Genomic DNA, 22,589 nt, shown 5'->3' with positions numbered 1-22,589 from the left:
AAATTTATCAAGATGGGTAAAATAAATGCTTGATAATAGGAGGTAACGATACTGCCTCGTGTGGAGTGTTATACCCCTCGTCCCTTTGGGGTTGCGAGAACACGATGAAGCACTAACTTGTGTAAATTTGATTGAATTGTATAGATTTAGTTAAGTTTATCGTATCGGTGCTATGGAGAAGGTAAAAGCAATACTATTTGATAAAGACGGGACATTAATGGATTTTCATTCAATTTGGATCAAAGTAGCTGAAGAACTTATAGCGGATTGTATAAAATTATATCAACTCCCGGAGTCAATGCAGCAGGCTTTATTAAAAGAGATCGGTGTGGATGGGGTATTTGTTCATCCACATAGCGCACTAGCAGCTGGAACAAGCCTTGATGTAGCAAAGGGGCTTTGTAAGTATATTACGTCATCTAAGGAAGAGGAGGTGCATGAGTGGGTAAGTGAAAAATTATTTTCACTTATGTACGAGCACCGTTCTCATATGAGAATGACGGCAGATTTACCGAAAATTTTACAAGGCTTAAAGGATAGAGGATTTATTTTAGGTGTTGTTACAGCTGATGATTTCGCGCCAACAGAATTATTTTTAAAACAGTATCAGTTAGAGTCCTTTTTTGATTATGTTGTAGCTTCAGATACATTTCCAGCGCAGAAACCTGATAAAAGAATTGTAGACTCTTTTTGTGAAAGGTTTCATTTAGAGGCATGTGAAGTGGCAGTTGTCGGAGATACGCCAACCGATTTACATTTAGCTAAAAACGGTGGCGATTGCTATGCAATTGGAGTGCTATCTGGTACGGGAGACCGTCAAACATTAGAGCCACTTGCGGATTTAGTAGTACAATCTGTTGGGGATTTTATTTCTCACTCAGGTGAGTTTATTTGGGAACAAGGAAAGTCTAGTGTGTAAGAGAAATAAGTCTATAAAGACTCTTAATGAGTCTTTATAGACTTATTTTTTATGCCTGGATACAAAGAATATAGGATGAATGCTAGAAAAGAAAGTTGGCATATATTTTGCAATAAAAAGAGAAAACAATGTAAAGAAAAGGATGGGGTACGTAATGAACACAAAAAAATTTGCTAAAGTAAATGAACAAATTCCAGGGCCAAAAGCAGCGTCTTTATTAGAACGCCGCCAAAATATAGTACCAAAAGGAGTAAGTAACGGCATCCCAACGTTTGTACAGTCTGCAAATGGGGCTCTTGTAACAGATGTCGATGGTAATCAGTACATTGATTTCGCGGGAGCAATAGGGACAATCAACGTAGGACATTGTCACCCAGTTGTTAAAGAAGCACTTCATAAACAAGTAGATCAATATATTCACACTGGCTTTAATGTCATGATGTATGAGCCGTATATTGAATTAGCAGAAAAGCTTGCCGCGTTAGCACCAGGGAATTTTGATAAGCAAGTCCTATTTTTAAACAGTGGTGCAGAAGCAGTTGAAAATGCGGTGAAAATTGCTCGTAAATATACAAAAAGACCTGGTATTATCGCGTTTTCTAAAGGTTTCCACGGGCGTACATTAATGACAATGACGATGACAAGTAAAGTAAAACCATATAAATTTGGATTTGGTCCATTTGCTCCAGAAGTATATAAAGCGCCATTTCCATATGAATACCGTCGTCCAGAAGGGCTAACAGAAGAGCAATATGATGATTTTATCATTGAAGAGTTTAAGAACTTCTTCATATCAGAAGTAGCACCAGAAACAATTGCAGCTGTTGTAATGGAACCTGTTCAAGGAGAAGGCGGATTCATCGTCCCAAGTAAGAAATTTGTTCAAGAAGTACGAAGCATCTGTTCAGAACACGGCATCTTATTTGTAGCGGATGAAATTCAAACAGGCTTTAGCCGTACAGGAAAATACTTTGCAATTGAGCATTATGATGTCGTTCCAGATTTAATTACGGTATCTAAATCATTAGGTGCTGGTGTACCGATAAGTGGTGTCATTGGACGTAAAGAAATTATGAATGAGTCTGCACCTGGAGAGCTTGGCGGGACGTATGCAGGAAGTCCACTAGGATGTGCGGCTGCATTAGCTGTACTTGATGTGATAGAAAAAGAGAAATTAAATGATAGAGCGATAGAATTAGGAAAAGCCGTAATGAACCGATTCGAAGAGATGAAAAATAAATATAATTGCATCGGTGATGTGCGTGGGTTAGGAGCAATGTGTGCATTCGAGCTCGTTCAAGATCGTAAGACGAAAGCACCTGACAAAACATTAACAGCTAATTTATGTGCAGAAGCAAATAAACGCGGATTACTTCTATTATCAGCAGGAACATATGGAAATGTTATTCGTGTGTTAATGCCATTAGTTATTACAGATGAGCAACTTGAGGAAGGTTTAACAATAATTGAAGAATCATTACAAACTTGTTATGAGCAAGCGAATATCGCTCGTGTTTAAAAACTAAATTATAAATCGCAAACATTCTAGCTGACTCTATATAAAACGCGGAAAATTCACTTTATAATGAAAGTAGTGAAGTGAATCGATGGATTTAAAGTTAGGGGTGGCTAGGATGGTTGCAGAAAAGGAACGAGTGTTAATGGATTTACAAGATGTATTCGAATATGCGTTTGACGAAATTTTTGTTACAGATGAGCAGGGAATCGTTGTACGTGTAAATAGTACATGTGAAAGGCACTATCAGCTAGCTGCTGAAGAGTTAGTGGGTAAGCATGTAAAAGAACTACAAAAGGATGGGATTTTTTATCCATCAGCAACATTGGAAGTGATTGAAAAAAAGAGACCGATTGAACTCGTTCAAACGACAAAATCAGGAGAGTATTTACACGTTCGTACAAGACCTGTTTTCGATGATGAGGGAAATTTAAGAAGAGTGATTAGTTATTCTCGAGACCTTACTGAACTCTATCGATTACGTCAAAAGGTCGAGGAAATGGATAATCAGTTAAAAACATATAAAAAAGAATTAAGAGAAACGTATGAGCATGAAGGACTTATTTTTAAAAGCATCGCTATGCAAAAAATAGTCGAAACAATCAAAAAAGTATCCGTAGTAGATAGTACTGTTCTCGTTTTAGGTGAAACTGGAGTGGGAAAAAGCCGATTAGTACGTCATTTACATGAAGTGAGTCATCGTAAGAATGAGAGCTTCTATGAAATTAATTGTGCGGCATTGCCAACCAATTTAATTGAATCGGAGCTGTTTGGATATTCAGGTGGGTCTTTTACAGGTGCGAATCGTGAAGGGAAAAAGGGATTGTTAGAGTCAGCGCATAAAGGGACTCTTTTCTTAGATGAAATCGGTGAAATGCCGCTTGAAATTCAGGCGAAGCTTCTACAAGTATTGCAAGAAAAAACGTTTCGTCCGATAGGCGGAAGAGAATTAAAAAAGGTAGACGTTAGAATTGTGGCGGCAACAAATAGAGATTTAAATGAGATGGTGAAACAAGGAACCTTCAGGAAAGATTTATACTATCGTCTGAATGTCATTCCAATTTCAATTCCCCCACTTAGAGAGAGAACAGAAGATATTTTACCGCTCATTTATCATTATTTACAGCACTTTAATGAGAAGTATGGGCGGAATGTAAAGTTAGCGCCTAGCACATTGCAAATGTTTGTTGGGTACCCTTGGGAAGGAAATAATAGGGAGATTGAAAATGTAATTGAACGAATTGTTATAACTGCTGACGATATCGTTACGATAGAAGATTTACCAATAGCGATGCAGGAATCAACAGTTGAACAGTCAGGTCAAAGTCTCTATAAAATGTTAGAAGAAGTAGAGAGAAATATCATTCTTAAAGCGTATAAAACACATGGATCAAGTTACAAAGTGGCTGAGTTTTTGCAAATAAGTCAATCTGCTGCTACTAGGAAGATTAAGAAGTTCATAGAGGAGGAAGAAAACATTGGATAAAAAAGCGACGTTCGTAAATGTAGAGAAAAAGGCGATGTATATAAATGGTGAGTGGATTACATTGCAAGAACAAATTGAAGTGAACAATCCAGCGACAAAGGAAATATTTGCAACGGTGCCAAAGGGCGGAGTGACAGAGGCAAAGCAAGCTGTTGATGCTGCACATGAAGCTTTTAAATCATGGTCTAAGTTAACAGCAGCGGATCGAGCAGCGAAATTAAAAAAGTGGTTCACACTTATTGATGAAAATAAAGAAGAAATCGCAGCGATTATGACGAAGGAGCAAGGAAAGCCATTTGCAGAGGCACTTGGTGAAGTGAATTATGCAAATAGCTTTGTTGAATGGTATGCAGAAGAAGGGAAACGCGTATATGGTGAAATGATTCCTGCTTCTCATCCGAATAAACGTATTTTAGTTATGAAGCAACCAGTTGGGGTTATGGCAGCTATTACACCTTGGAACTTTCCGGCTGCTATGATTACGAGAAAGGTAGCCCCGGCGCTTGCAGCAGGTTGTACGGCAGTTGTGAAACCCGCAAGTCAAACACCGTTAACAGCATTGAAATTAGCTGAATTAGCTCATGAAGCAGACATTCCAAAAGGCGTTATAAATATTGTAACAGGTAGTGCGAAAGCAATTGCTGATACGTGGATGGAAGATGGACGCGTTCGAAAAGTGTCCTTTACAGGATCGACGGAAATCGGGAAAGAATTAATGGCCAATGCTGCACAAACGATGAAAAAAGTTTCATTAGAATTAGGTGGTCACGCTCCATTTATCGTAATGAATGATGCGGATTTAGATAAAGCGGTAGAAGCGGTGATTGGTTCGAAATTCCGTAACGCAGGACAAACGTGTATATGTACAAACAGAGTATTCGTTCAAGAAGAAGTGTACGAAGTATTTGTAGAGAAGTTCCAAAAAGCAGTAGGACAACTGAAAGTAGGAGACGGCTTCGGTGACGGAACGACTGTAGGACCACTTATTGATGAGCATGCAGTTTCAAAAGTACAAGAACATATTGAAGATGCAGTTCAAAAAGGTGGGGAACTCTTATATGGAGGCCAACAGATGACAGAGCTAGATGGACACTTCATGCAACCAACTGTAATTGGATTGGCGAATGATACGATGCTTTGTATGACTGAAGAAACATTTGGTCCAGTTGCACCTGTTGCGAAATTTAAAACGGTTGAAGAAGTAATCGAGCGTGCAAATAATACACCGTACGGCTTAGCGGCGTATATTTTCACAAAGGATATTAGTCAGGCATTCCAAATTAGCGAAGCGCTAGAATACGGTATTATCGGTTTAAATGATGGTCTTCCATCAGTTGCACAAGCACCATTTGGCGGGTTTAAAGAAAGTGGTATTGGCCGTGAAGGAGGCCATTTCGGCATAGAGGAATACTTAGAAATTAAATATATTTCATTAGGACTATAAGTAGTATACTAGAATTTCTATAAGGTAACAGAGAAGGAGATTCTAGTATGATATATTGGCTATTATTACTCGTAACAATTATTTTTGAAGTAGCTGGAACAATTTCGATGAAACTATCGAACGGTTTAACAAAGCCCGTTCCAAGTGTACTTATTTTTGTATTCTATGGAATTTGCTTTAGCGTGTTCGCTATCGTTGTTAAAAAGATTCATTTAAGCATCGCTTATGCCATTTGGTCTGGTGTGGGGACGCTTCTTATTACAATTATTAGTGTATACTTTTTTAAAGAGCATATTAGCTTATTCCAAGCGTTTTGTATTCTCTTTATTGTTTTAGGAGTAATCGGATTGAAAGTGTCATCGGCATCATAAAAGGCTATCTTCCAGCGTGGAAGATAGCCTTTTATTTTTATTAAAACGCCCAGTTACCTTTACGGAAGATAGGCTCATGTCTGCCATCAGCAGTAATACCATCGATATCAAGTTCAGCTGAACCGATCATGAAGTCTTCGTGGGTAATACTAGCGTTTGCACCATTTTCAGCAAGTTCTTCTTTAGACATTGTTTTACCGCCATCTAAGTTAAATGCATAAGCATTTCCGATTGCAAGGTGGCAAGATGCATTTTCGTCAAATAGTGTATTGTAGAATAAAATATTTGTGTTTGAAATTGGTGAGTCATGAGGTACTAAAGCAACCTCTCCTAAGAAGTGAGAACCTTCATCTGTTTCTACTAAATGTTTTAAAGCTTCTTCACCAGCTTCAGCTTTGTAGTCTACAATACGCCCGTTTTCAAATGTTAACGTGAAGTTATCGATAATGTTACCTGCAAATGCTAACGGTTTTGTGCTAGATACTTGGCCGTTTACACCTGTTTTAAGAGGCATTGTAAATACTTCTTCAGTTGGAATGTTAGCCATAAATGGTACGTTCTTTTCATTTAAGCTACCAGCACCAGCCCATACATGTTTCTCTGGAAGTTCAATCGTTAAATCTGTTCCAGGACCTGTATAGTGAAGAGCTTTATAATGTTTTTCATTTAAGTAATCAACTTTTGTATGTAGCGTCTCATCATGTTCTTTCCATGCTTCTACAGGATTTTCTAAATCAGCACGAGTAGCTTTGAAGATAGCATCCCATAGTTTTGCTTCTTGTTCTTCTGGTGCAGCGTCAGGGAATACTTTCGCAGCCCATTCTTTTGTTGGAACAGAAATTACACACCAGCTTACTTTATCTGCTTGTACGTAATCACGGTATACTTTCATCGCTTCTCCAGCTACTTTATGAGCTGTTGCGATACGTGTTGGCTCTACACCTTTTAATAAATCAGGGTTTTCTGCATAAATAGACATAAATGCAGCACCTTCTTTTGCTAGTTCTTCACGAGCATGTGCTTTCCAAGATGGAAATTCAGCAAATGCTTCCTCAGGAGCTAAATCGAACTTTAAGCGTGTTAACGTCTCATCATTCCAATCCACATATACGTGTTTTGCACCAGATTTATATGCCTTTTCTGTAACGAGGCGTACAAATTGTACAGCTTCAAGAGGCGCACTAATTGATAATGTTTGTCCTGGTTGAATATTAACACCAACATTGACTGCAAGGGCAGCATATTTCTCTAACGTTTGTTCAAATGACATATGTATAATCTCCTTTAGTTTGAAAGATTTCTTACTATATATAATACAAGAAAATTCAAAAAATATATATAGCGCAAAAAGAGAGCTCAACATGTATTGAGCTCTCACATTTATTTAATGGAAGAAGCAAATTGTTCTACAGTCGTTGTGTGGTGTATGCGGACTCGTTTCATTTTTAATAATTCATCAGGTTCACCTTTCGTAATGAACTGTCCAGGCTTCGTTGTCGTCGCAAATTGATAATATTTCTTCGTTTCTGAAACGACTTTATCATCTACATGACCGAATGGATAAGCAATTGCGATAACTGGTTTACCTGTTATTTTTTCTAGTTTTTCTTTTGAGACTTTTAGTTCCTCTTCATAGTTCGTAATCTTCGGTAAGTCCGCATGTGTTGCAGTATGAGATTGCACTGAGAAAATGCTGGAATCAACCATTTCTTTTATTTCAGATGTAGAAAGAGACCCTTCTGCATTGACATTATCAACGATCATATATTCCGTTGCAGTCGGTTTGAACGTATCGTCTTTGAGCTTTTGTAAAATATGAAATGCATTCATATTATTTTTCATACCGTCATCAAATGTAACGAAAATTGGTTTATTTACTTTATTTATATCGCTCCAACGTTCAAACGTTAATAATGTATAACCGTTGTCTTTTAAATACTTCATTTGTGCTTCAAAGTTAGCAGGTGATACGAATAAATCTTTAATGCCTTGTCCATGATAATCATCGATTGCATGGTACATAAGAACAGGAACTTTTTGCTCGAAAGTAATAGTAGATTTTGTGAGCGGAATGGTTTTCCCATCTTCCTTAATTCCTATCGCTTCAATCTGGAACTCACCGCGTTTTCCTTCGAATTCTTTTATATCAAAAGGAAGTGTAAATTGCTTATCTTTTTCTTTCGAAGAAAAAGATTTAGCGTGTTCCTTTCCATCAGCTGTGCGCCAAATTTTATATTGTACTTCGGTTAAAGAATCCTTTATATCTGTAATATGAATATTTGTGTTTGTAGATTCGTGTGTAATCGGATTATAAGAAATTTTACCCTGTTCTTGCATAGTCTCTTCTTGCCTCTTAACTTCTTGAACCTTTTTCTCTTTTTTAGGTTCCTGGCTTAAATTGCTAGTATTACAGCCTGCTAGAATGGCAGACGTACATAAAGCAATCGCTGCATATTTCCTCATAAAATCACCTTCTATTGTGTATTATGTTGCATGTTTATATTTAAAATCCCCACCGCTGTAAGAGCGGTGGGGACATACCCTTGTTCATCATATCATCTTTAGATGTGAGAGAAGTTAATGATTTTCGATAAATCTGTTTTTTTGCATTTTAGTAGATTTTACTTTGTAAGAGTTATGAATTTTTCCATCGATGTATTAGGCCCGACAAAATGGCGTTTAATTAAGTATTGTTCGTTTGGCATGCCTTTTGTAATGTGATTGCCATGATCAGTAGTAACTGCGAACTCATAATGTTTTTTTGTTTCTTCAACAGCTGGGTTATTATAAGATCCTACTGGATAGGCGAGAGCGATGACCTTTTTACCAGTAAGAGCTTCAATTTTTTCTTTAGAACCACGTAATTCCTCATCGTAATTGCTTGAATAAGCCATCATTGTATGATTAGCAGTATGAGATTGAATAGAAAAAATTCCCGAATTCATCATTTGTTTTATATCATCTGTTGATAGGCGATTTGGTTTGTCTATCTCATTGGCAGTAAGAAATTCGGTTGCTGCGGGTTGAAATTTATCATCTTTTAATTTTTGTAAAATATGAAGAGCATTCATATTATTTTTTCTACCGTCATCCATTGTTACAAAAACAGGTTTATTTACACGATTTATATCATGCCAGCGTTCAAATGTCAGCATCGTATAACCGTTATCTTTCAAATACTGCATATGTTTTTCGAATTGTTCAGGTGGTACGTATAAGCCATAATCACCGTCGCCTGGTCCAGGATATTTTTCAATCGCATGATACATTAAAATGGGTACATGCTGTTGGAATGTAATTTTCGATGTTGCTAGATTTGTTTCGGTATTATCTTTTTTGATTCCTACTGTTTCAATTTGAAATTCGCCACGCTTTAAATGAAATGTTTTTAAATGAAGTGGGAGGGCAAAATTACGATCTTTTTCTTGTGAAGTAAAAGTCTGTTTGCTTTCAGGACCATCAGCAGTACGCCAAATATTGTAACGTACTTGTGTAAATGTATCTCTTAAATCTTTTGTATAAAGCGTGGTATTTTGTGCGTTATATTCATACGGATCCCATGTAATAATTCCTTGTGTTAAAGGAATTTCAACTGTTTTTGCTTGTGCTTTTTTTGGTTCCACTGCTTGTTTCGATGTTGCTTCTTTTATTTGTTTATCACTAGTATCACTAGTGTTACAACCTACGAGAATAGCAGAAGAAAGTAAAGCGATATATGTATATTTTTTCATCATATCATCCTTCTATTGTGTTTTAATTACTATCACTTATGCTATGAAATCGTCATTTGTATAAGTGACATGAACTCAAATTTTTGGTTTGAAAAAATTTGAGTTATACCCTTGTCCATCATATCACTATAGAATATATAGGGGAATACAAAATTGGGATAATTCGGAAAAAATACCTTATATTTTTCTGGTGGAGTTTACATAAAAATACATATAGAGGGCAATAAAAAAACTCCACCCAAACTGCCTTTAAAAAGGAGAAGTAAGGTGGAGTTTTTTATTAAATAAACAATCCAGCGATTGTCGCAGATAAAATAGAAGCAAGTGTTGATGCAAATAGCATTTTCCAACCAAATTTAGATACGACGCTTCCTTGTTTTTCAGAAAGAGCACGGATTGTACCAACAATCGCACCAATTTGGCTAATACTTGCGAAGCTAATTAAGAATACTGTAACGATTCCAACTGTACGTGGAGCTAATGTTGCAGCAGCGCTTTTTAAGTCAAGGATTGCTACAAACTCGTTTAAGACAATCTTCGTACCCATAATACCACCAGCTGGGATAATATCTTGAGCTGGAATACCCATTAAGAATGCGAATGGAGAAAGGATATAACCGAAGATTTGTTGTAATGTAACAGCGTGTCCCAGTGCACCTGAAGCAGCGCTAATTACATAGTTCACAACTTCCATCACACCGATGAAGGCGATCATTAATGCAGCGACGATACCAGCTACTTTTAAACCATCAAGCGCACCGTTAATCATTGCACCGATAAAGCTGTCTCCGAATAGAGTTCTATCAAATTTTTGAATCACTTCGTCTTCTTTTTTCGTATCAACTGGTGTTAATAATGAACAAACGATTAAGCTTGAGAATAAGTTTAGCGGAAGAGCAGCTAATACATATTTCGCATCTAACATCATTACGTATGATGCTGTAACAGAAGCAGAAACTGAGCTCATCGCAGAACAACAAATGATAAACATACGGTTTTGATTAAAATGCTGTAAATCGTTTTTAATAACGATTAACGCTTCACTTGAACCGAAGAATACAGAGTTTACTGCGTGGAATGATTCAACACGTGGTAAACCAGTAACTTTTGAAAGTGCACCGCCGATAACGCGAACGATGAATGGTAAAACACCTAAATAACTAAAGATAGAAAGTAGTGCTGAGAAAAATACGATAATTAATAATACATTTAAGAAAAAGACAAAATCTCTTTGAATTCCATTAAAGAGAAAATCGACACCTGTCGTACCAAGTTTAATTAGTTTGTTGAAAACTTTACTAATGAAGATGATAATTTGCTGTCCGATCTTTGTGCCAAACATAAACCAACCGATTAAAATTTGGAAACCAATCATAATAGCAATTGCACGGAAGTTGATTTTACTTTTGTTGTTTGACAAAGCAAAACATAGACCTAAAACGACAAGAATACCGATAATGCTCATTACATATTGCATGTAGTTGCCCCTTTCAGAAGTTCGTATAAAGTTTGTACATAAAACGCTCGTTATATTACTAAAAATAAAGGAAAGAGGTTTTATGTCATACGTAAGATGTCTGACCTTTTAGAAAAATGAAAATAAAAAAAGACCCATATGGATTCACTTTCATCTATGAGAGAAAGCTAATCAATATGAGTCCTTTTTTGCACATAGGCTAATATTCATTAGTTTTCCCCATAGTCCAGCAATTTAAGGTTGCCGGGTAGAAACTCTCGATCCATATTATCGAGTATATATGAGGTAACATCGTCCGTATTAAATTAGTAGTAGCGTAACATTACTAGAGAACTATCGTCAATAGCTTTTTTTCTTCCGATAGAAATAGACCATATAAGTATGATAAAATGTAACGCAGTGTTATGAAAAAGAGAGGTCGGAAAATGAGTACAAAAATGACGCCACCAGTTGAAAAAAACGAGTTTATAGATGTAGTGTTTGAAGATTTAACACATGATGGTGCCGGTGTTGCGAAAGTAAAAGGCTATCCTATTTTCGTTAAAAACGGATTACCAGGTGAAGAAGCGCAAATTAAAATTATTAAAGTGAAGAAAAACTTCGCATTCGGTCGTTTAATGAAGCTTCATATAGAAAGTCCATATCGTAAAGATGCAGAATGCCCAGTGTACAACGAGTGCGGCGGTTGTCAACTTCAGCATTTGACGTATGAAGGACAATTACAAGCGAAAGAAAAACAAGTACGCGACGTTATGCAGCGCATCGGTGGATTAAGCGATGTTCCTGTTCACCCTGTACTTGGTATGAAGAATCCGTGGGTATATCGCAATAAAGCGCAAGTACCAATTGGAGAACGTGAAGGCGGGCTTGTAGCAGGTTTCTATCGTCAAGGAACGCATGACATCATTAATATGGAATCATGCTTAATTCAGGCGGAAGAAAACGATACATTAATTCAAGAAGTAAAACGTATTTGTGAAAAACACGGTATTTCAGCTTACAACGAAGAGCGTAACAAAGGAACACTTCGCCACGTAATGGCTCGCTATGGACAAGTGACAGGAGAAATTATGCTTGTCTTTATTACACGCACAGCTGAACTACCAAACAAAAAAGCAATCATTGAAGAAATTGCAGCGAAATTCCCTGAAGTAAAATCGATTGTACAAAACGTAAACACAAAGCGTACAAACGTAATCTTCGGAGACACAACGACAGTACTGTACGGATCAGAATATATTTATGACTTTATCGGTGACATCAAATTTGCGATTTCAGCACGTTCATTCTATCAAGTAAACCCAGAACAAACGAAAGTGCTATACGATAAAACGTTAGAATACGCAAAGCTAGATGGTAACGAAACAGTAATTGATGCCTATTGCGGAATCGGATCAATCTCCTTATTCCTAGCGCAAAAAGCGAAGAAAGTGTACGGCGTTGAAATCGTCCCAGAAGCAATCGAAGACGCAAACCGAAACGCAGCACTAAACAACATGACGAACGCTGAATTTGGCGTAGGAGAAGCAGAAGTAGTCATTCCAAAATGGTACAAAGAAGGCGTAATTGCCGACACAATGGTCGTAGATCCACCGCGTAAAGGCTGTGACGAAGCATTACTAAACACAATCATCGACATGAAGCCAAAACGCGTCGTATACGTATCATGTAACCCCGCAACATTAGCACGTGACTTAAAAGTATTAGAAGAAGGCGGATATAAAACGCAGGAAGTACAGCCTGTTGATATGTTCCCGCATACTACTCATGTGGAGTGTGTGGCTTGGCTTAAGTTGGTATAATAAAAACGCAGTTGATATAGAAAAAATCTATACCATCTGCTTTTTGGTTTATAAAAATACCATTCAGAAACGATTTTAGTTAAAATAAATATTGCTGATTTTCACAAATTATAAATGTCCAAATGTACAGTTGTTATTTGGCTATATATTTTTAAATTGTATTCATAGTGAGAGGATTTGAATTTGAAATGATAGATAATTTTTGGCGTGATTTACCACGACCATTTTTCGTACTTGCACCAATGGAAGATGTGACAGACGTTGTTTTCCGTCACGTAGTAAGTGAAGCTGGCCGACCGGATGTATTCTTCACAGAGTTTACAAACTCAGATAGCTATTGCCACCCAGAAGGTATGAAAAGTGTACGTGGCCGTTTAATTTTTACAGAAGACGAACAGCCGATGGTGGCACATATCTGGGGAGATAATCCTGAATATTTCCGTCAAATGAGTATTGGCATGGCAGAGCTAGGATTTAAAGGTATTGATATTAATATGGGTTGCCCAGTACCGAATGTAGCATCGAGAGGAAAGGGGAGTGGCCTTATTCTACGTCCAGACGTTGCGGCAGAACTTATCCAAGCAGCAAAAGCGGGCGGACTACCTGTCAGCGTAAAAACACGACTTGGTTTTAAAGAGTTAAGTGAATGGGAGGATTGGTTAACGCATATTTTCAAACAAGATATTGCAAACCTTTCTATTCATTTACGTACAAGAGAAGAAATGAGCCAAGTAGATGCGCACTGGGAACTAATTCCGGAAATTAAAAAATTACGTGACCGTATCGCACCAAATACGTTAATAACAATCAATGGAGACATTCCTGATCGTCAAACTGGGTTGGAACTTGCTGGAAAATATGGTATCGATGGCGTTATGATCGGACGAGGTATCTTTAAAAACCCATTTGCTTTTGAAAAAGAGCCAAGAGAGCATAGCAGCAAAGAACATCTAGATCTTTTAAGACTACAACTTGATCTTCAAGATCAATATGCAGAAGTACTACCACGCTCAATCACAGGACTTCATCGCTTTTTCAAAATTTATGTAAAAGGCTTCCCTGGAGCTGCTGAACTAAGAAATCAATTGATGAGTACGAAATCGACGGATGAAGTGCGTGCGTTGTTGGATAAGTTTGAGGCGAGTGTTGATGCGACTAGAGATAGTGAAACAGTGTAACTCTTAAAAAGTTATATCATATGACATAGTTGTGTTTAAAATAAGCGTAGAACTGGGAAAAAAACAGTGTATTTGAGAAATCAAAGCACTGTTTTTTCTTTTAGTTAATGTTAAGGGAATCTTTTTATAAGCATACAACAGGTGTATAAGAGATCCTTTAGATACAATGGTGGAGAAAAGATTGAGTAAAACTACAAAACCCACCTCTAAAATGTTAAAGTAGTAACTTAACGACATTAATTTACACATGCTAAAAGCATTACTATATTCAACATTTCAGGAGGCAAAACAATGGCAATGAGCAACAACGATATATTAAAAAGAGTAAGATATGCTATGGATATAAAAGATATAGATATGGTGGAAATCTTTAAACTTGGTGGCGTGGAAGTAACGAAAGAAGACGTAGTTGATATGCTGACAAAAATAAAGAGAAGTCCACAACATGAAGCTGAAAATGATGATGTAATCGAAGATGAGTATGTCCTAACATGCGATATGATGATGTTAGAGTCATTTTTTAATGGATTTATTACTTTAAAAAGAGGGAAGCAAGATCCAAAACCAGGACAACCGGCACCTGTACAGAGCAAGGAGAGTGCCAATAACCTTCTTCTAAAGAAAATGAAAATCGCACTATCTTTAACGAGTGAGGATGTGCTTGATATATTAGATAGCGTAGGCGTTACGGTAACAAAAGGAGAGTTAGGCGCTCTGTTAAGAAAAAAAGGCCATAAAAATTACAAAGAGTGCGGCGATAGATACGCAAGGAATTTCATTAAGGGATTAGGTGTAAAGTATAGAGGATAATAAGTTCGTTAAAACAGTAAATGATATAATAGATAGAGTAGGACGTTCGTATCCTACTCTTTTTGATTTGTAAAAATAATACGCTAGGTGATGAAATGGTACATACATATTTAGGTGAGACAATTAATTTTCATATAACTTATAAGAAGAAAAAGTCCGTGCGTCTTTTTGTAGATTCGTATGGAAATGTGGAAGTGCAAGCTCCGAAAGGTACACCTGTTGAATACTTAGTCCAGTTGTTAGAGGAGAAGTGGGATTGGATTCAGAAAACACGTAAGGAAATGCAGGAGCGAGCTCTTGGACCACAGGAAAAAGATTATGATCAAGGAAAGGGCTTTCTGTATTTAGGAAGCACGTATCCGATACAGATTTCTCAAGATGCAAGTATAGAGCAAGACAATGCGATTTTTGAAGGAGATAAGCTCCACATTTATGTGAAAGAGCTTAAGGATGAGAAAATACAGCAAGCTTTAAAACGATTTTACTATAAGCAGTGCAAGGCATTAGTAGAGAAGAGTATTAAAGTGCATCAAAGTAATTTTAAAACAAAACCGCGTTCTATCCGTATTACAGATAGTAGCCGTACGTGGGGAACTTGTGATTCGAATTTACAGTTAACGTTTAATTGGAAGTTAGCAATGGCACCACAGCGAGTAATTGATTATGTAGTTGTTCATGAAATGTGTCATATGGTTCATTTAAATCATGATCGATCTTTTTGGCGTCTTGTCGGGAAGATAATGCCTGATTATAAGGAAATGGAAGATTGGTTAGCGTTATCTAGTTGGAAGATGACGGTTTAGTAGGGAATATCGATTTTTGTCGGTAAATCGATATTCCTTGTCGAATCGTTGATATATTGTGAGTTGTGATAGATATATTTGAAAAATCGTTGATATATTGTGAGTTATGATAGATATATTCTAAAAACCGTTGATATAATTTCATGTATCATAGAACTGTTCAGCGAGGAGAAAATAAAAAGGAAGGGATATCCCTTCCTTTTCTTGCATATAGATCATCGTCCAAACTTCACAATGAAAGTATCGTCTGTTTTCTCCATCTCATACCCATGATACCCTTCCGAAAGCAACGCCTGCTGTCCACTAGCATCACTCATCGGAACGCTCTTAACATCGGACCAATCTCTTTCTATATCTTTACGCAACTCCTTCACAAAAACATACCGCATACTACCACCATACTTCTCCTTCAGCGCAGCAATTTCCATCCCTTGCGCAAATTTATCTTTTAAACTCGGGATGTTAAAAGGTGCAACGGTGCAGCAAACGTAATCGTATTTGCCATCTTCTTTTTGTAATTCGTCCATGATGACGTTTGCTAATATTTTTTGCATGCCATTTCCTCGGCAGTCCGGATGAACGTTTGAGATTTCTTGATAGATGACGCGGTGTAGTTCGCTTTCTGATAGGCCAATATCAAGTCCTAAATGTTCGTCGTCGATAGGAGGGACGAGTAGGGCGCGAAATGCGATGAGTTCGTTTTTTATAAAAGCACCGATCATCATGCCGTTTCCTTCTAGAATGTATTGAAATTCTTCTTGTGAGAGTGGTTGTAAACGACCTTTATCTTCTAATGCTTCAACTACAACGTTTTGTAGTGATAAAATTTGTTCGATATGCTCTCTTGATAGTAATGTAACGTGAAATAGCTCGTTATTTTGTTTTAATGCACCTTCATATAGAACTGTCATGTATGAGCCCTCCTTTAGCGTACAACATCTTGAAAGACGGTTAGTTCTTGTAATGTATCTTCGTTTATTTCAATGCCTAGTCCTGGTTTTTCGTTTAAGCGAATGAATGGCACGTCGTAATGTAAGTTACCAATGTCTTTCGTGAATTTTAATGGTCCTGTAAGTTCGACGCTTGTAATGATTTTTTTTGAGAAAGCGACATGGAATCCTGCGGAAGAGGCAACGGATGATTCGACCATAGATCCAACTTGGCATTCAATGCCTACCATTTCTGCCTGATGAGCGAGCTTTACTGCTGGATATATGCCGCCGCATTTCATTAGTTTTATATTCACTTTATCAGCCGCGTCTAATTTAATGATTTGGCGCATTTCACGAGAACTTTTTAATCCTTCATCAATCATAAGCGGAAGGTCTGTTTTAGAACGAATATGAGCCATTGCGTCAATATCGTCCGCGACAACAGGTTGTTCAATCCAGTCGATGTTTAAATGACCTAATGAACGGAGTGCTGTTAATGTGTTTGCGCTATTTTTCCAGCCTTGGTTTACATCAACACGAATGGCGATATCATTTCCCACACGTTCACGCACAGCTTCAATTCTTTTTACATCTTCTTTTACATTTGTACCGACTTTCATTTTGAAAGATTGGTAACCTTTCTGAATCATAGAAGCAGCTTCTTCAGCCATATCGTCTGGGGCAGCGATGCTTAAGACGTGAGTAACGGGGAACTCATCATGGTAGCGCCCACCAATTAATTGATATACAGGTTGATTTAATTTTTTGCCCATTATATCAAAACAAGCAATATCTATCGCAGCTTTCGCCGTTGGAACACCGTAAATTGTATTGTCCATCATATCGTGTATTTTTTCGATATTCATTGGATTTTGTCCGATAAGAACAGGAGCTAGCGTATGTTTTAAAGTATGGAAAGTACTTTCCCATGATTCGCCTGTAACGTGATCATCAGCAACGCCTTCACCGTAACCGATAATGCCTTCGTCTGTTTCCATTTTGACGATAATAGAAGGCATATCAGAGTAAGAACCATAACTAATAACAAACGGATTGCGAAGTGGTAAACGAATTGCGTAAAGATGAATAGCTGTAATTTTCATTGAATAAAGACCCCTTCCTGTTTACAATAGTTTTGTACATTTGATATAGTTGACGTTAAATAGTCGTTAATTAATAATAAGGAGTTAGAGAAAATGATGATAAAAATTGCAGTTGTCGGTTCAAAGGAGTTTATAAAGAATCTTTTACCTATTGCGCATAAACTAGAAGAAATAGAAATTGATCCATATATTTACCTTCATCCGGCAGAATCTTCTGAACTATTAAAGCGTTTAAAGCCTTGTGATACCATCTTTTTCTCAGGTGCTTTACCTTATTATATGGCAAAAGAAATAAGAGAACAATTACGAATTCCAAGTACGTACTTACAGCAAGATGAGACAACTGTTGCCTCTTCACTACTTTCCATCATATATCATCAAGGTATTCAACCACATAAAATTTCAATTGATTTAGTAGATCGTTCATTTATTACAAATGTATTCCATGATATCGGTATAAAAGAAAATCCACAAGTGTTGGATTATGAGAATATGTTATGGAGTAAAGATGAAATAAGTAGAATCATCGATTTTCACGTAGATAAATATCAAGCCGGAGAGGCTGATTTAGCTCTAACTAGTATTCATGCTGTCTACGACGAACTTCAAAAAATAGGTATTCCTTCAGAGCGTATGGTAGATCCGACACAATCCATTATACATGGGTTAAAAGATGCAAAAATAAAAGCTGAGTTAGCAAAAAGTCATTCAGCTACTGTTGGTGCTTGTATGATTTCTTCTTTAGAATTACGAAAAAGTTTGCTTGAACAATTGGACGTCATTTCAAAAGAATTACGCGGTTCATTTAAACAAGTTGATGAAATGACATTCATTTTGTATACAACTCGCGGTGATATCGAATCGATTATAAAAACAAATATGATAGATAACGTATTTACGAGTGTAGAAGGCAGGATAGCTATTGGATTTGGTTACGGAAAAACCGTGAAAGAAGCGGAGCAAAATGCCAAAATCGCTCAAGGCTTCGCAAAAAATAATCCAATAGACCGTTGTTTTTATATACTAACGAGTGATAAAGAATTATTTGGTCCGTTCCCAAAAGATCAGAGAGTACAAAGTTTGAAAAATGATCATCCTGAACTAGTTAAAATAGCGAAGGAAACGAAGCTTAGTCCAGCCAACTTGTCAAAAATTATTCGGTTTAGTCAATCACATCCATCATTGAAATTCACAGCGGCTGACCTTTCTGAGTACTTACAAGTGACGCGGCGATCAACAGAAAGGTTGTTAAAGAAATTAGTTGATTACGGGTATGCTCATATTTGCGGCGAGGAAATGCCCTATCAACAAGGGCGCCCTCGCGCAATGTATGAACTGAATTTACCGCTATTTTTAAGCTTCTAGTTGAGCTTTTTGTTTCTTTAGTAGTTCTGCTTTTTCAATGTCTGATAGTTTTACAATTGTGAAGCCAGTTATGCCGTAAATGATTGAGATAATAGGTACGATGAAATTCAAGATAGCATAAGGAGCATATTCAAATGCACTTACGCCAAGCGTTGCTAGAATGAATACACCACACGTATTCCAAGGAACGAAGACAGAAGTTAATGTTCCGCCATCTTCTAATGCTCTGGATAAATTTTTAGAATGTAGTCCTTTTTCAGTGTATGCATTTGCATACATTCTGGAAGGGACAACAATTGAAATATATTGTTCAGAGCAAGTAAGGTTTGTTGCAAAACATGAAGCAATAGTAGAAGCGATAAGCCCTTTTGATGATGTCGCTAATTTTAAAATTTGATTTACAATTGCGCGAAGGATGCCGGTGTGTTCTAACACTCCACCGAAAGTCATAGCGACAATTGTCATAGAAACTGTGTTCATCATCGAATCTAAGCCACCGCGGTTAAATAGTTCGTCTACTAGCTTGTTTCCAGTGTCTATGACAAATCCATTTTGGAGTGCACCGACAGATGCTGAGACAGAACCACCTTGAATAAAGACTTGTGATAGAAATCCTAAAATAATACCTGCGAGAATAGCTGGTATAGCTGGTACTTTTTTAGCGACCAATACCATAACGATTACGGGTATAATTAATAGGAAAGGTGAAATAACAAAGTTTTGTTGCAATACTTGTAACGTTTGATCGATGCTTTTCGCATCAATATTGTTATCGCCGAAGTTTCTTCCTAAGAAAGCATAGACGATAAGAGTAATAATTAAACCTGGAACTGTAGTAAATAACATATGACGAATATGTGTGAATAAATCTGTATTTGTTAATCCTGCGGCTAAGTTAGTCGTGTCTGAAAGCGGTGACATTTTATCGCCAAAATAAGAGCCTGAAATAATGGCACCAGCAACCATCGGAGCTGGGATTCCCATACTTAGGCCAATGCCCATTCCGGCAACACCAATTGTTCCCATTGTAGACCATGAGCTACCAATTGCTAATGCAACGATCGAACAGATAACGGTAATGGATACTAAAAATAGTGATGGAGTTAAAAGTTTTAAACCGTAAAAAATCATTGTAGCGACGATTCCACCGCCAATCCAAGCACCGATTGTTAAGCCAACAAGAATAATAATGACAATAGCAGGTAATGCAAGACGAATCCCTTTATACATTGCCTCTTCAATATCATTCCATTTGTAACCATAACGCCAAGCGACAATAGAAGCGACGGTTGTACCAATAATAAGTGGAACGTGAGGACTTTGTTTTAATACAACAATTGTAACCATCATAACTGCAACGGTAATGATAATAGGGATAATCGCTATTCCAAAAGGTATTTCTTTTTTCATAAAACTCCTCCTTGTTACGTATGTTTGTTTGTATTTTTAGAATTGTCGTAAAATAGACGTTTATTAAGTTATAATAACTAAAAGTGTATGTAAGCGTCAATAAAAAACAGAAAATAAGGAATGTTCTAGTTGTTCTTTCGATTTTTAATATAGATACAGAATAAGCTTTTAAAGTGTTTTAAAATAAATAATTGACTTTTTTCTTAAAATTCAATATGTTCATAAAAACATCTGTTTTTCATAAGTATAATTAACCTGAGTGGTTTGTAATTTGGGAAGGAGAATGAAGCTTTGAAAACATTAGAACTACAAGAGCGTTTAACGGAAATTTTTCAGCATTTACATGAAAACCCTGAAGTAAGTTGGAAAGAGTATGAAACGACAGCGTATATTACTGACTTTTTGAAAGAGGAAGGAATTTCATATAAAACATTTGATGATTGCCCTGGCGTAATTGCTGAAATCGGAAGCGGGAATCCAGTTATTGCGATTCGCGCTGATATGGATGCACTATGGCAAGAAGTAGATGGAGAATTTAAAGCGAACCATTCGTGTGGTCACGATGCTCATATGACAATTGTGATGGGGCTTATTTTACAATTGAAAAATATGAGATGGGATAACGGTACGGTTAGATTTATTTTTCAGCCGGCAGAGGAAAAGGGAAATGGTTCTTTAAAGATGGTAGAGAAGGGGGCAGTGGATGATGCTGATTTCTTATTTGGTGTTCATTTAAGGCCAATTGAAGAACTGCCTTTGAAACAAGCCGCCCCATCAATTCGTCACGGAGCAGCAGGATTTTTAGAGGGGATGATTCACGGAGATGATGCACATGGGGCACGCCCACATCAAGGGATAAATGCAATTGATGTCATCTCGATGATCAATATTGGATTGAAAAATATATGGCTACCGCCGCAGACGTCGTATTCTGTTAAGATGACGAGATGCCAAGCTGGTGGTGATAATCTAAACATTATTCCAGGTAACGGGCATTTTAGTTTAGATGTAAGAGCAGAAAATAACATATTACTAGATGAATTAAAGCAAAAAATAGAACAAGTAATTAAGTCAGCTGAATCAATGGGATCTAAGCTTTCTTATGAGTGGATTGATCTCGCTCCAGGAGCAGAAGTGTCAGAAGAAGCTGAACGCTTTATGCGAAAAGGCATTCTGGAAGTATACGGGGAAGAGGGGTGTACTGGCCCACTCTATACGACAGGAAGCGATGACTTCCATTACTACACAGTGAAGAGACCGCATTTAAAAGCTGTCATGCTTGGACTAGGGGCAAACCTACAACCTGGATTACACCATCCGTATATGAAGTTTGATCATAGTTGTATTATGGATGGGGTAGAAATATTGAAACAAACTGTATTGAAAGTGTTGGAAGACAGGGGCTAGAGAGCTCCTGTTTTTTTGTAGGAATTTGTCGGCAAGTCGATATTCCTTGTCGAAACGTCGATATATTCGATTTTGCGACGATATATTGGAAGTTATGTTCGATATGCTTTCATTTGCGACGATATAATTTCATGTACCAATTAATTTGATGAAAAATTCTCCTCCAGTACGTGGTGTATAATAATAAGTAATATTTTTTAATAGGAGAATACGAATGAACGAACAATATTACGATGCTGTATTACATATAAAAACAGTCGGAGAGCAAAAAGGATTTCATAAGTCTATGCATTATCATCGTTATGAACCGACGCCGTATAGCGGATTAGATGAGTTATTGAATCAATATGAAATAAAAAGTAGCGACCGAATTGTAGATTTTGGGTGCGGAAAAGGGAGATTAAACTTTTACATGCATCATAAATGTGGTGCTTCAGCAGTTGGAATTGAAATGAATGAAGAGTTTTATAAAGATGCGATGGATAATCGTGATCGTTATGCGAGAAAGGTACGAAACAGTAAAGATGAAATTCAATTTGAGTGCTGTTTAGCACAAGAATATGAAGTTGATCCACGTGATAATCGATTTTATTTCTTTAATCCGTTTTCAGTACAAGTATTTATGAACGTAGTAAATAACATTTTGCTTTCGGTAGAAGAAGCAGAGAGGGAAGTGGATATTATTTTATACTATCCTTCGGAGGATTATATTTTCTTCTTAGAGAACCAGACTGCGTTTGAATTGAAGAGAGAAGTTAGATTGCCGGGTGCTTATGAGAAGAATGGGAATGAGAGATTTTTAGTTTATACGTTAGGAGTATAAAAAAAACAGGTG

The 22,589-nt window shown here is 37.0% G+C and carries 19 protein-coding genes and 1 riboswitch; of the genes, 12 read left to right on the top strand and 7 right to left on the bottom strand.

Translation table 11 applies throughout. The features are described 5' to 3' along the window. The first annotated feature begins 172 nt into the window (after positions 1 to 172). The 5 genes from MR065_RS16710 (at position 173) to MR065_RS16690 (ending at position 5,736) form a co-directional block, all read left to right on the top strand. Positions 173 to 919, top strand: a complete 747-nt coding sequence (locus tag MR065_RS16710; protein WP_242214448.1) for an HAD family hydrolase — start codon at positions 173 to 175, stop codon at positions 917 to 919. A 154-nt stretch (positions 920 to 1,073) separates the two neighbouring features. Continuing rightward, the gene (gene gabT, locus MR065_RS16705; RefSeq protein WP_242214447.1) at positions 1,074 to 2,438 is read left to right on the top strand and encodes a 4-aminobutyrate--2-oxoglutarate transaminase; all 1,365 of its coding nucleotides are present in this window, start codon (positions 1,074 to 1,076) and stop codon (positions 2,436 to 2,438) included. Positions 2,439 to 2,553: 115 nt separating this feature from the next. Then, complete coding sequence (locus MR065_RS16700; RefSeq protein WP_242214446.1) at positions 2,554 to 3,921, top strand: sigma-54 interaction domain-containing protein; 1,368 nt, start codon at positions 2,554 to 2,556, stop codon at positions 3,919 to 3,921. Beyond that, positions 3,914 to 5,365, top strand: a complete 1,452-nt coding sequence (gabD, locus tag MR065_RS16695) for an NADP-dependent succinate-semialdehyde dehydrogenase (RefSeq protein ID WP_242214445.1) — start codon at positions 3,914 to 3,916, stop codon at positions 5,363 to 5,365. Before MR065_RS16700 ends, gabD begins: the two co-directional genes overlap by 8 nt. A gap of 47 nt (positions 5,366 to 5,412) precedes the next feature. Beyond that, on the top strand, positions 5,413 to 5,736 hold the full coding sequence (locus tag MR065_RS16690; RefSeq protein ID WP_242214444.1) for a DMT family transporter: 324 nt from the start codon (positions 5,413 to 5,415) through the stop codon (positions 5,734 to 5,736). Positions 5,737 to 5,776: 40 nt separating this feature from the next. Here MR065_RS16690 and MR065_RS16685 read toward each other — a convergent pair whose 3' ends face one another. The 4 genes from MR065_RS16685 to MR065_RS16670 all read right to left on the bottom strand — a co-directional run bounded on the left by MR065_RS16685 (position 5,777) and on the right by MR065_RS16670 (position 10,944). Then, positions 5,777 to 7,006, bottom strand: a complete 1,230-nt coding sequence (locus MR065_RS16685) for an aminopeptidase (protein WP_098269716.1) — start codon at positions 7,004 to 7,006, stop codon at positions 5,777 to 5,779. Between the two features lie 110 nt (positions 7,007 to 7,116). After that, on the bottom strand, positions 7,117 to 8,199 hold the full coding sequence (locus tag MR065_RS16680) for a polysaccharide deacetylase family protein (protein WP_242214443.1): 1,083 nt from the start codon (positions 8,197 to 8,199) through the stop codon (positions 7,117 to 7,119). Between the two features lie 158 nt (positions 8,200 to 8,357). Beyond that, on the bottom strand, positions 8,358 to 9,467 hold the full coding sequence (locus MR065_RS16675) for a polysaccharide deacetylase family protein (protein WP_242214442.1): 1,110 nt from the start codon (positions 9,465 to 9,467) through the stop codon (positions 8,358 to 8,360). A 280-nt stretch (positions 9,468 to 9,747) separates the two neighbouring features. Beyond that, entirely contained in the window at positions 9,748 to 10,944 is a 1,197-nt protein-coding gene (locus tag MR065_RS16670) for a NupC/NupG family nucleoside CNT transporter (RefSeq protein ID WP_242214441.1), read from the bottom strand. 202 nt (positions 10,945 to 11,146) lie between these two features. After that, positions 11,147 to 11,248, bottom strand: a riboswitch (purine riboswitch). 121 nt (positions 11,249 to 11,369) lie between these two features. Here MR065_RS16670 and rlmD point away from each other — a divergent pair. From rlmD to MR065_RS16650, 4 genes are all read left to right on the top strand, one after another. Next, positions 11,370 to 12,746, top strand: a complete 1,377-nt coding sequence (gene rlmD / locus MR065_RS16665; protein ID WP_242214440.1) for a 23S rRNA (uracil(1939)-C(5))-methyltransferase RlmD — start codon at positions 11,370 to 11,372, stop codon at positions 12,744 to 12,746. 188 nt (positions 12,747 to 12,934) lie between these two features. Further along, positions 12,935 to 13,924, top strand: a complete 990-nt coding sequence (locus MR065_RS16660; protein WP_242214439.1) for a tRNA dihydrouridine synthase — start codon at positions 12,935 to 12,937, stop codon at positions 13,922 to 13,924. Between the two features lie 291 nt (positions 13,925 to 14,215). Further along, positions 14,216 to 14,734 carry a YehS family protein gene (locus tag MR065_RS16655; RefSeq protein WP_242214438.1) on the top strand — a complete coding sequence of 173 codons (519 nt, stop codon included), beginning with the start codon at positions 14,216 to 14,218 and terminating at the stop codon, positions 14,732 to 14,734. A gap of 95 nt (positions 14,735 to 14,829) precedes the next feature. Next, positions 14,830 to 15,537: a M48 family metallopeptidase gene (locus tag MR065_RS16650; RefSeq protein WP_242214437.1), complete on the top strand. Its 708-nt coding sequence runs from the start codon at positions 14,830 to 14,832 to the stop codon at positions 15,535 to 15,537. Between the two features lie 215 nt (positions 15,538 to 15,752). Here the strand turns inward: MR065_RS16650 and MR065_RS16645 are convergent, their stop codons facing one another. Next, complete coding sequence (locus MR065_RS16645) at positions 15,753 to 16,448, bottom strand: GNAT family N-acetyltransferase (RefSeq protein WP_242214436.1); 696 nt, start codon at positions 16,446 to 16,448, stop codon at positions 15,753 to 15,755. 14 nt (positions 16,449 to 16,462) lie between these two features. Then, positions 16,463 to 17,572, bottom strand: a complete 1,110-nt coding sequence (locus MR065_RS16640; RefSeq protein WP_242214435.1) for a mandelate racemase/muconate lactonizing enzyme family protein — start codon at positions 17,570 to 17,572, stop codon at positions 16,463 to 16,465. A gap of 93 nt (positions 17,573 to 17,665) precedes the next feature. Between MR065_RS16640 and MR065_RS16635 the strand changes: the two genes are divergently transcribed. Further along, positions 17,666 to 18,937, top strand: a complete 1,272-nt coding sequence (locus MR065_RS16635) for a transcriptional regulator (protein ID WP_242214434.1) — start codon at positions 17,666 to 17,668, stop codon at positions 18,935 to 18,937. Here MR065_RS16635 and nhaC read toward each other — a convergent pair. Then, a complete protein-coding gene (gene nhaC, locus MR065_RS16630) occupies positions 18,926 to 20,347 on the bottom strand; it encodes a Na+/H+ antiporter NhaC (RefSeq protein ID WP_242214433.1) in 1,422 nt (473 codons plus the stop codon). The genes MR065_RS16635 and nhaC overlap by 12 nt on opposite strands. A gap of 291 nt (positions 20,348 to 20,638) precedes the next feature. Here nhaC and MR065_RS16625 point away from each other — a divergent pair, with 291 nt between their 5' ends. Both MR065_RS16625 and MR065_RS16620 read left to right on the top strand, forming a co-directional pair. Then, positions 20,639 to 21,754, top strand: a complete 1,116-nt coding sequence (locus MR065_RS16625; protein WP_242214432.1) for a M20 peptidase aminoacylase family protein — start codon at positions 20,639 to 20,641, stop codon at positions 21,752 to 21,754. A 214-nt stretch (positions 21,755 to 21,968) separates the two neighbouring features. Continuing rightward, positions 21,969 to 22,577, top strand: coding sequence for an SAM-dependent methyltransferase (locus MR065_RS16620; protein WP_242214431.1), 609 nt, complete (start codon positions 21,969 to 21,971; stop codon positions 22,575 to 22,577). Positions 22,578 to 22,589 lie beyond the last annotated feature (12 nt).

Origin of the sequence: Bacillus cereus group sp. BfR-BA-01383, from assembly GCF_022663495.1 — a bacterium.
Lineage (GTDB): Bacteria > Bacillota > Bacilli > Bacillales > Bacillaceae_G > Bacillus_A > Bacillus_A cereus_AU.
The sequence above is the reverse complement of the archived record's forward strand: the minus strand, read 5'-3'. Positions and strand labels throughout refer to the sequence as shown.

What these genes read in the sequence shown, in the direction of transcription:
- MR065_RS16650 (WP_242214437.1), top strand. Translation starts at nt 14,830, where the DNA reads ATGGTACATACATATTTAGGTGAGACAATTAATTTTCATATAACTTAT.
- MR065_RS16635 (WP_242214434.1), top strand. Translation starts at nt 17,666, where the DNA reads ATGATGATAAAAATTGCAGTTGTCGGTTCAAAGGAGTTTATAAAGAAT.
- nhaC (WP_242214433.1), bottom strand. Translation starts at nt 20,347, where the DNA reads ATGAAAAAAGAAATACCTTTTGGAATAGCGATTATCCCTATTATCATT.
- MR065_RS16670 (WP_242214441.1), bottom strand. Translation starts at nt 10,944, where the DNA reads ATGCAATATGTAATGAGCATTATCGGTATTCTTGTCGTTTTAGGTCTA.
- MR065_RS16675 (WP_242214442.1), bottom strand. Translation starts at nt 9,467, where the DNA reads ATGAAAAAATATACATATATCGCTTTACTTTCTTCTGCTATTCTCGTA.
- rlmD (WP_242214440.1), top strand. Translation starts at nt 11,370, where the DNA reads ATGAGTACAAAAATGACGCCACCAGTTGAAAAAAACGAGTTTATAGAT.
- MR065_RS16655 (WP_242214438.1), top strand. Translation starts at nt 14,216, where the DNA reads ATGGCAATGAGCAACAACGATATATTAAAAAGAGTAAGATATGCTATG.
- gabT (WP_242214447.1), top strand. Translation starts at nt 1,074, where the DNA reads ATGAACACAAAAAAATTTGCTAAAGTAAATGAACAAATTCCAGGGCCA.
- MR065_RS16620 (WP_242214431.1), top strand. Translation starts at nt 21,969, where the DNA reads ATGAACGAACAATATTACGATGCTGTATTACATATAAAAACAGTCGGA.
- MR065_RS16710 (WP_242214448.1), top strand. Translation starts at nt 173, where the DNA reads ATGGAGAAGGTAAAAGCAATACTATTTGATAAAGACGGGACATTAATG.
- MR065_RS16690 (WP_242214444.1), top strand. Translation starts at nt 5,413, where the DNA reads ATGATATATTGGCTATTATTACTCGTAACAATTATTTTTGAAGTAGCT.
- MR065_RS16640 (WP_242214435.1), bottom strand. Translation starts at nt 17,572, where the DNA reads ATGAAAATTACAGCTATTCATCTTTACGCAATTCGTTTACCACTTCGC.
- MR065_RS16680 (WP_242214443.1), bottom strand. Translation starts at nt 8,199, where the DNA reads ATGAGGAAATATGCAGCGATTGCTTTATGTACGTCTGCCATTCTAGCA.
- MR065_RS16645 (WP_242214436.1), bottom strand. Translation starts at nt 16,448, where the DNA reads ATGACAGTTCTATATGAAGGTGCATTAAAACAAAATAACGAGCTATTT.
- MR065_RS16700 (WP_242214446.1), top strand. Translation starts at nt 2,554, where the DNA reads ATGGTTGCAGAAAAGGAACGAGTGTTAATGGATTTACAAGATGTATTC.
- MR065_RS16660 (WP_242214439.1), top strand. Translation starts at nt 12,935, where the DNA reads ATGATAGATAATTTTTGGCGTGATTTACCACGACCATTTTTCGTACTT.
- MR065_RS16685 (WP_098269716.1), bottom strand. Translation starts at nt 7,006, where the DNA reads ATGTCATTTGAACAAACGTTAGAGAAATATGCTGCCCTTGCAGTCAAT.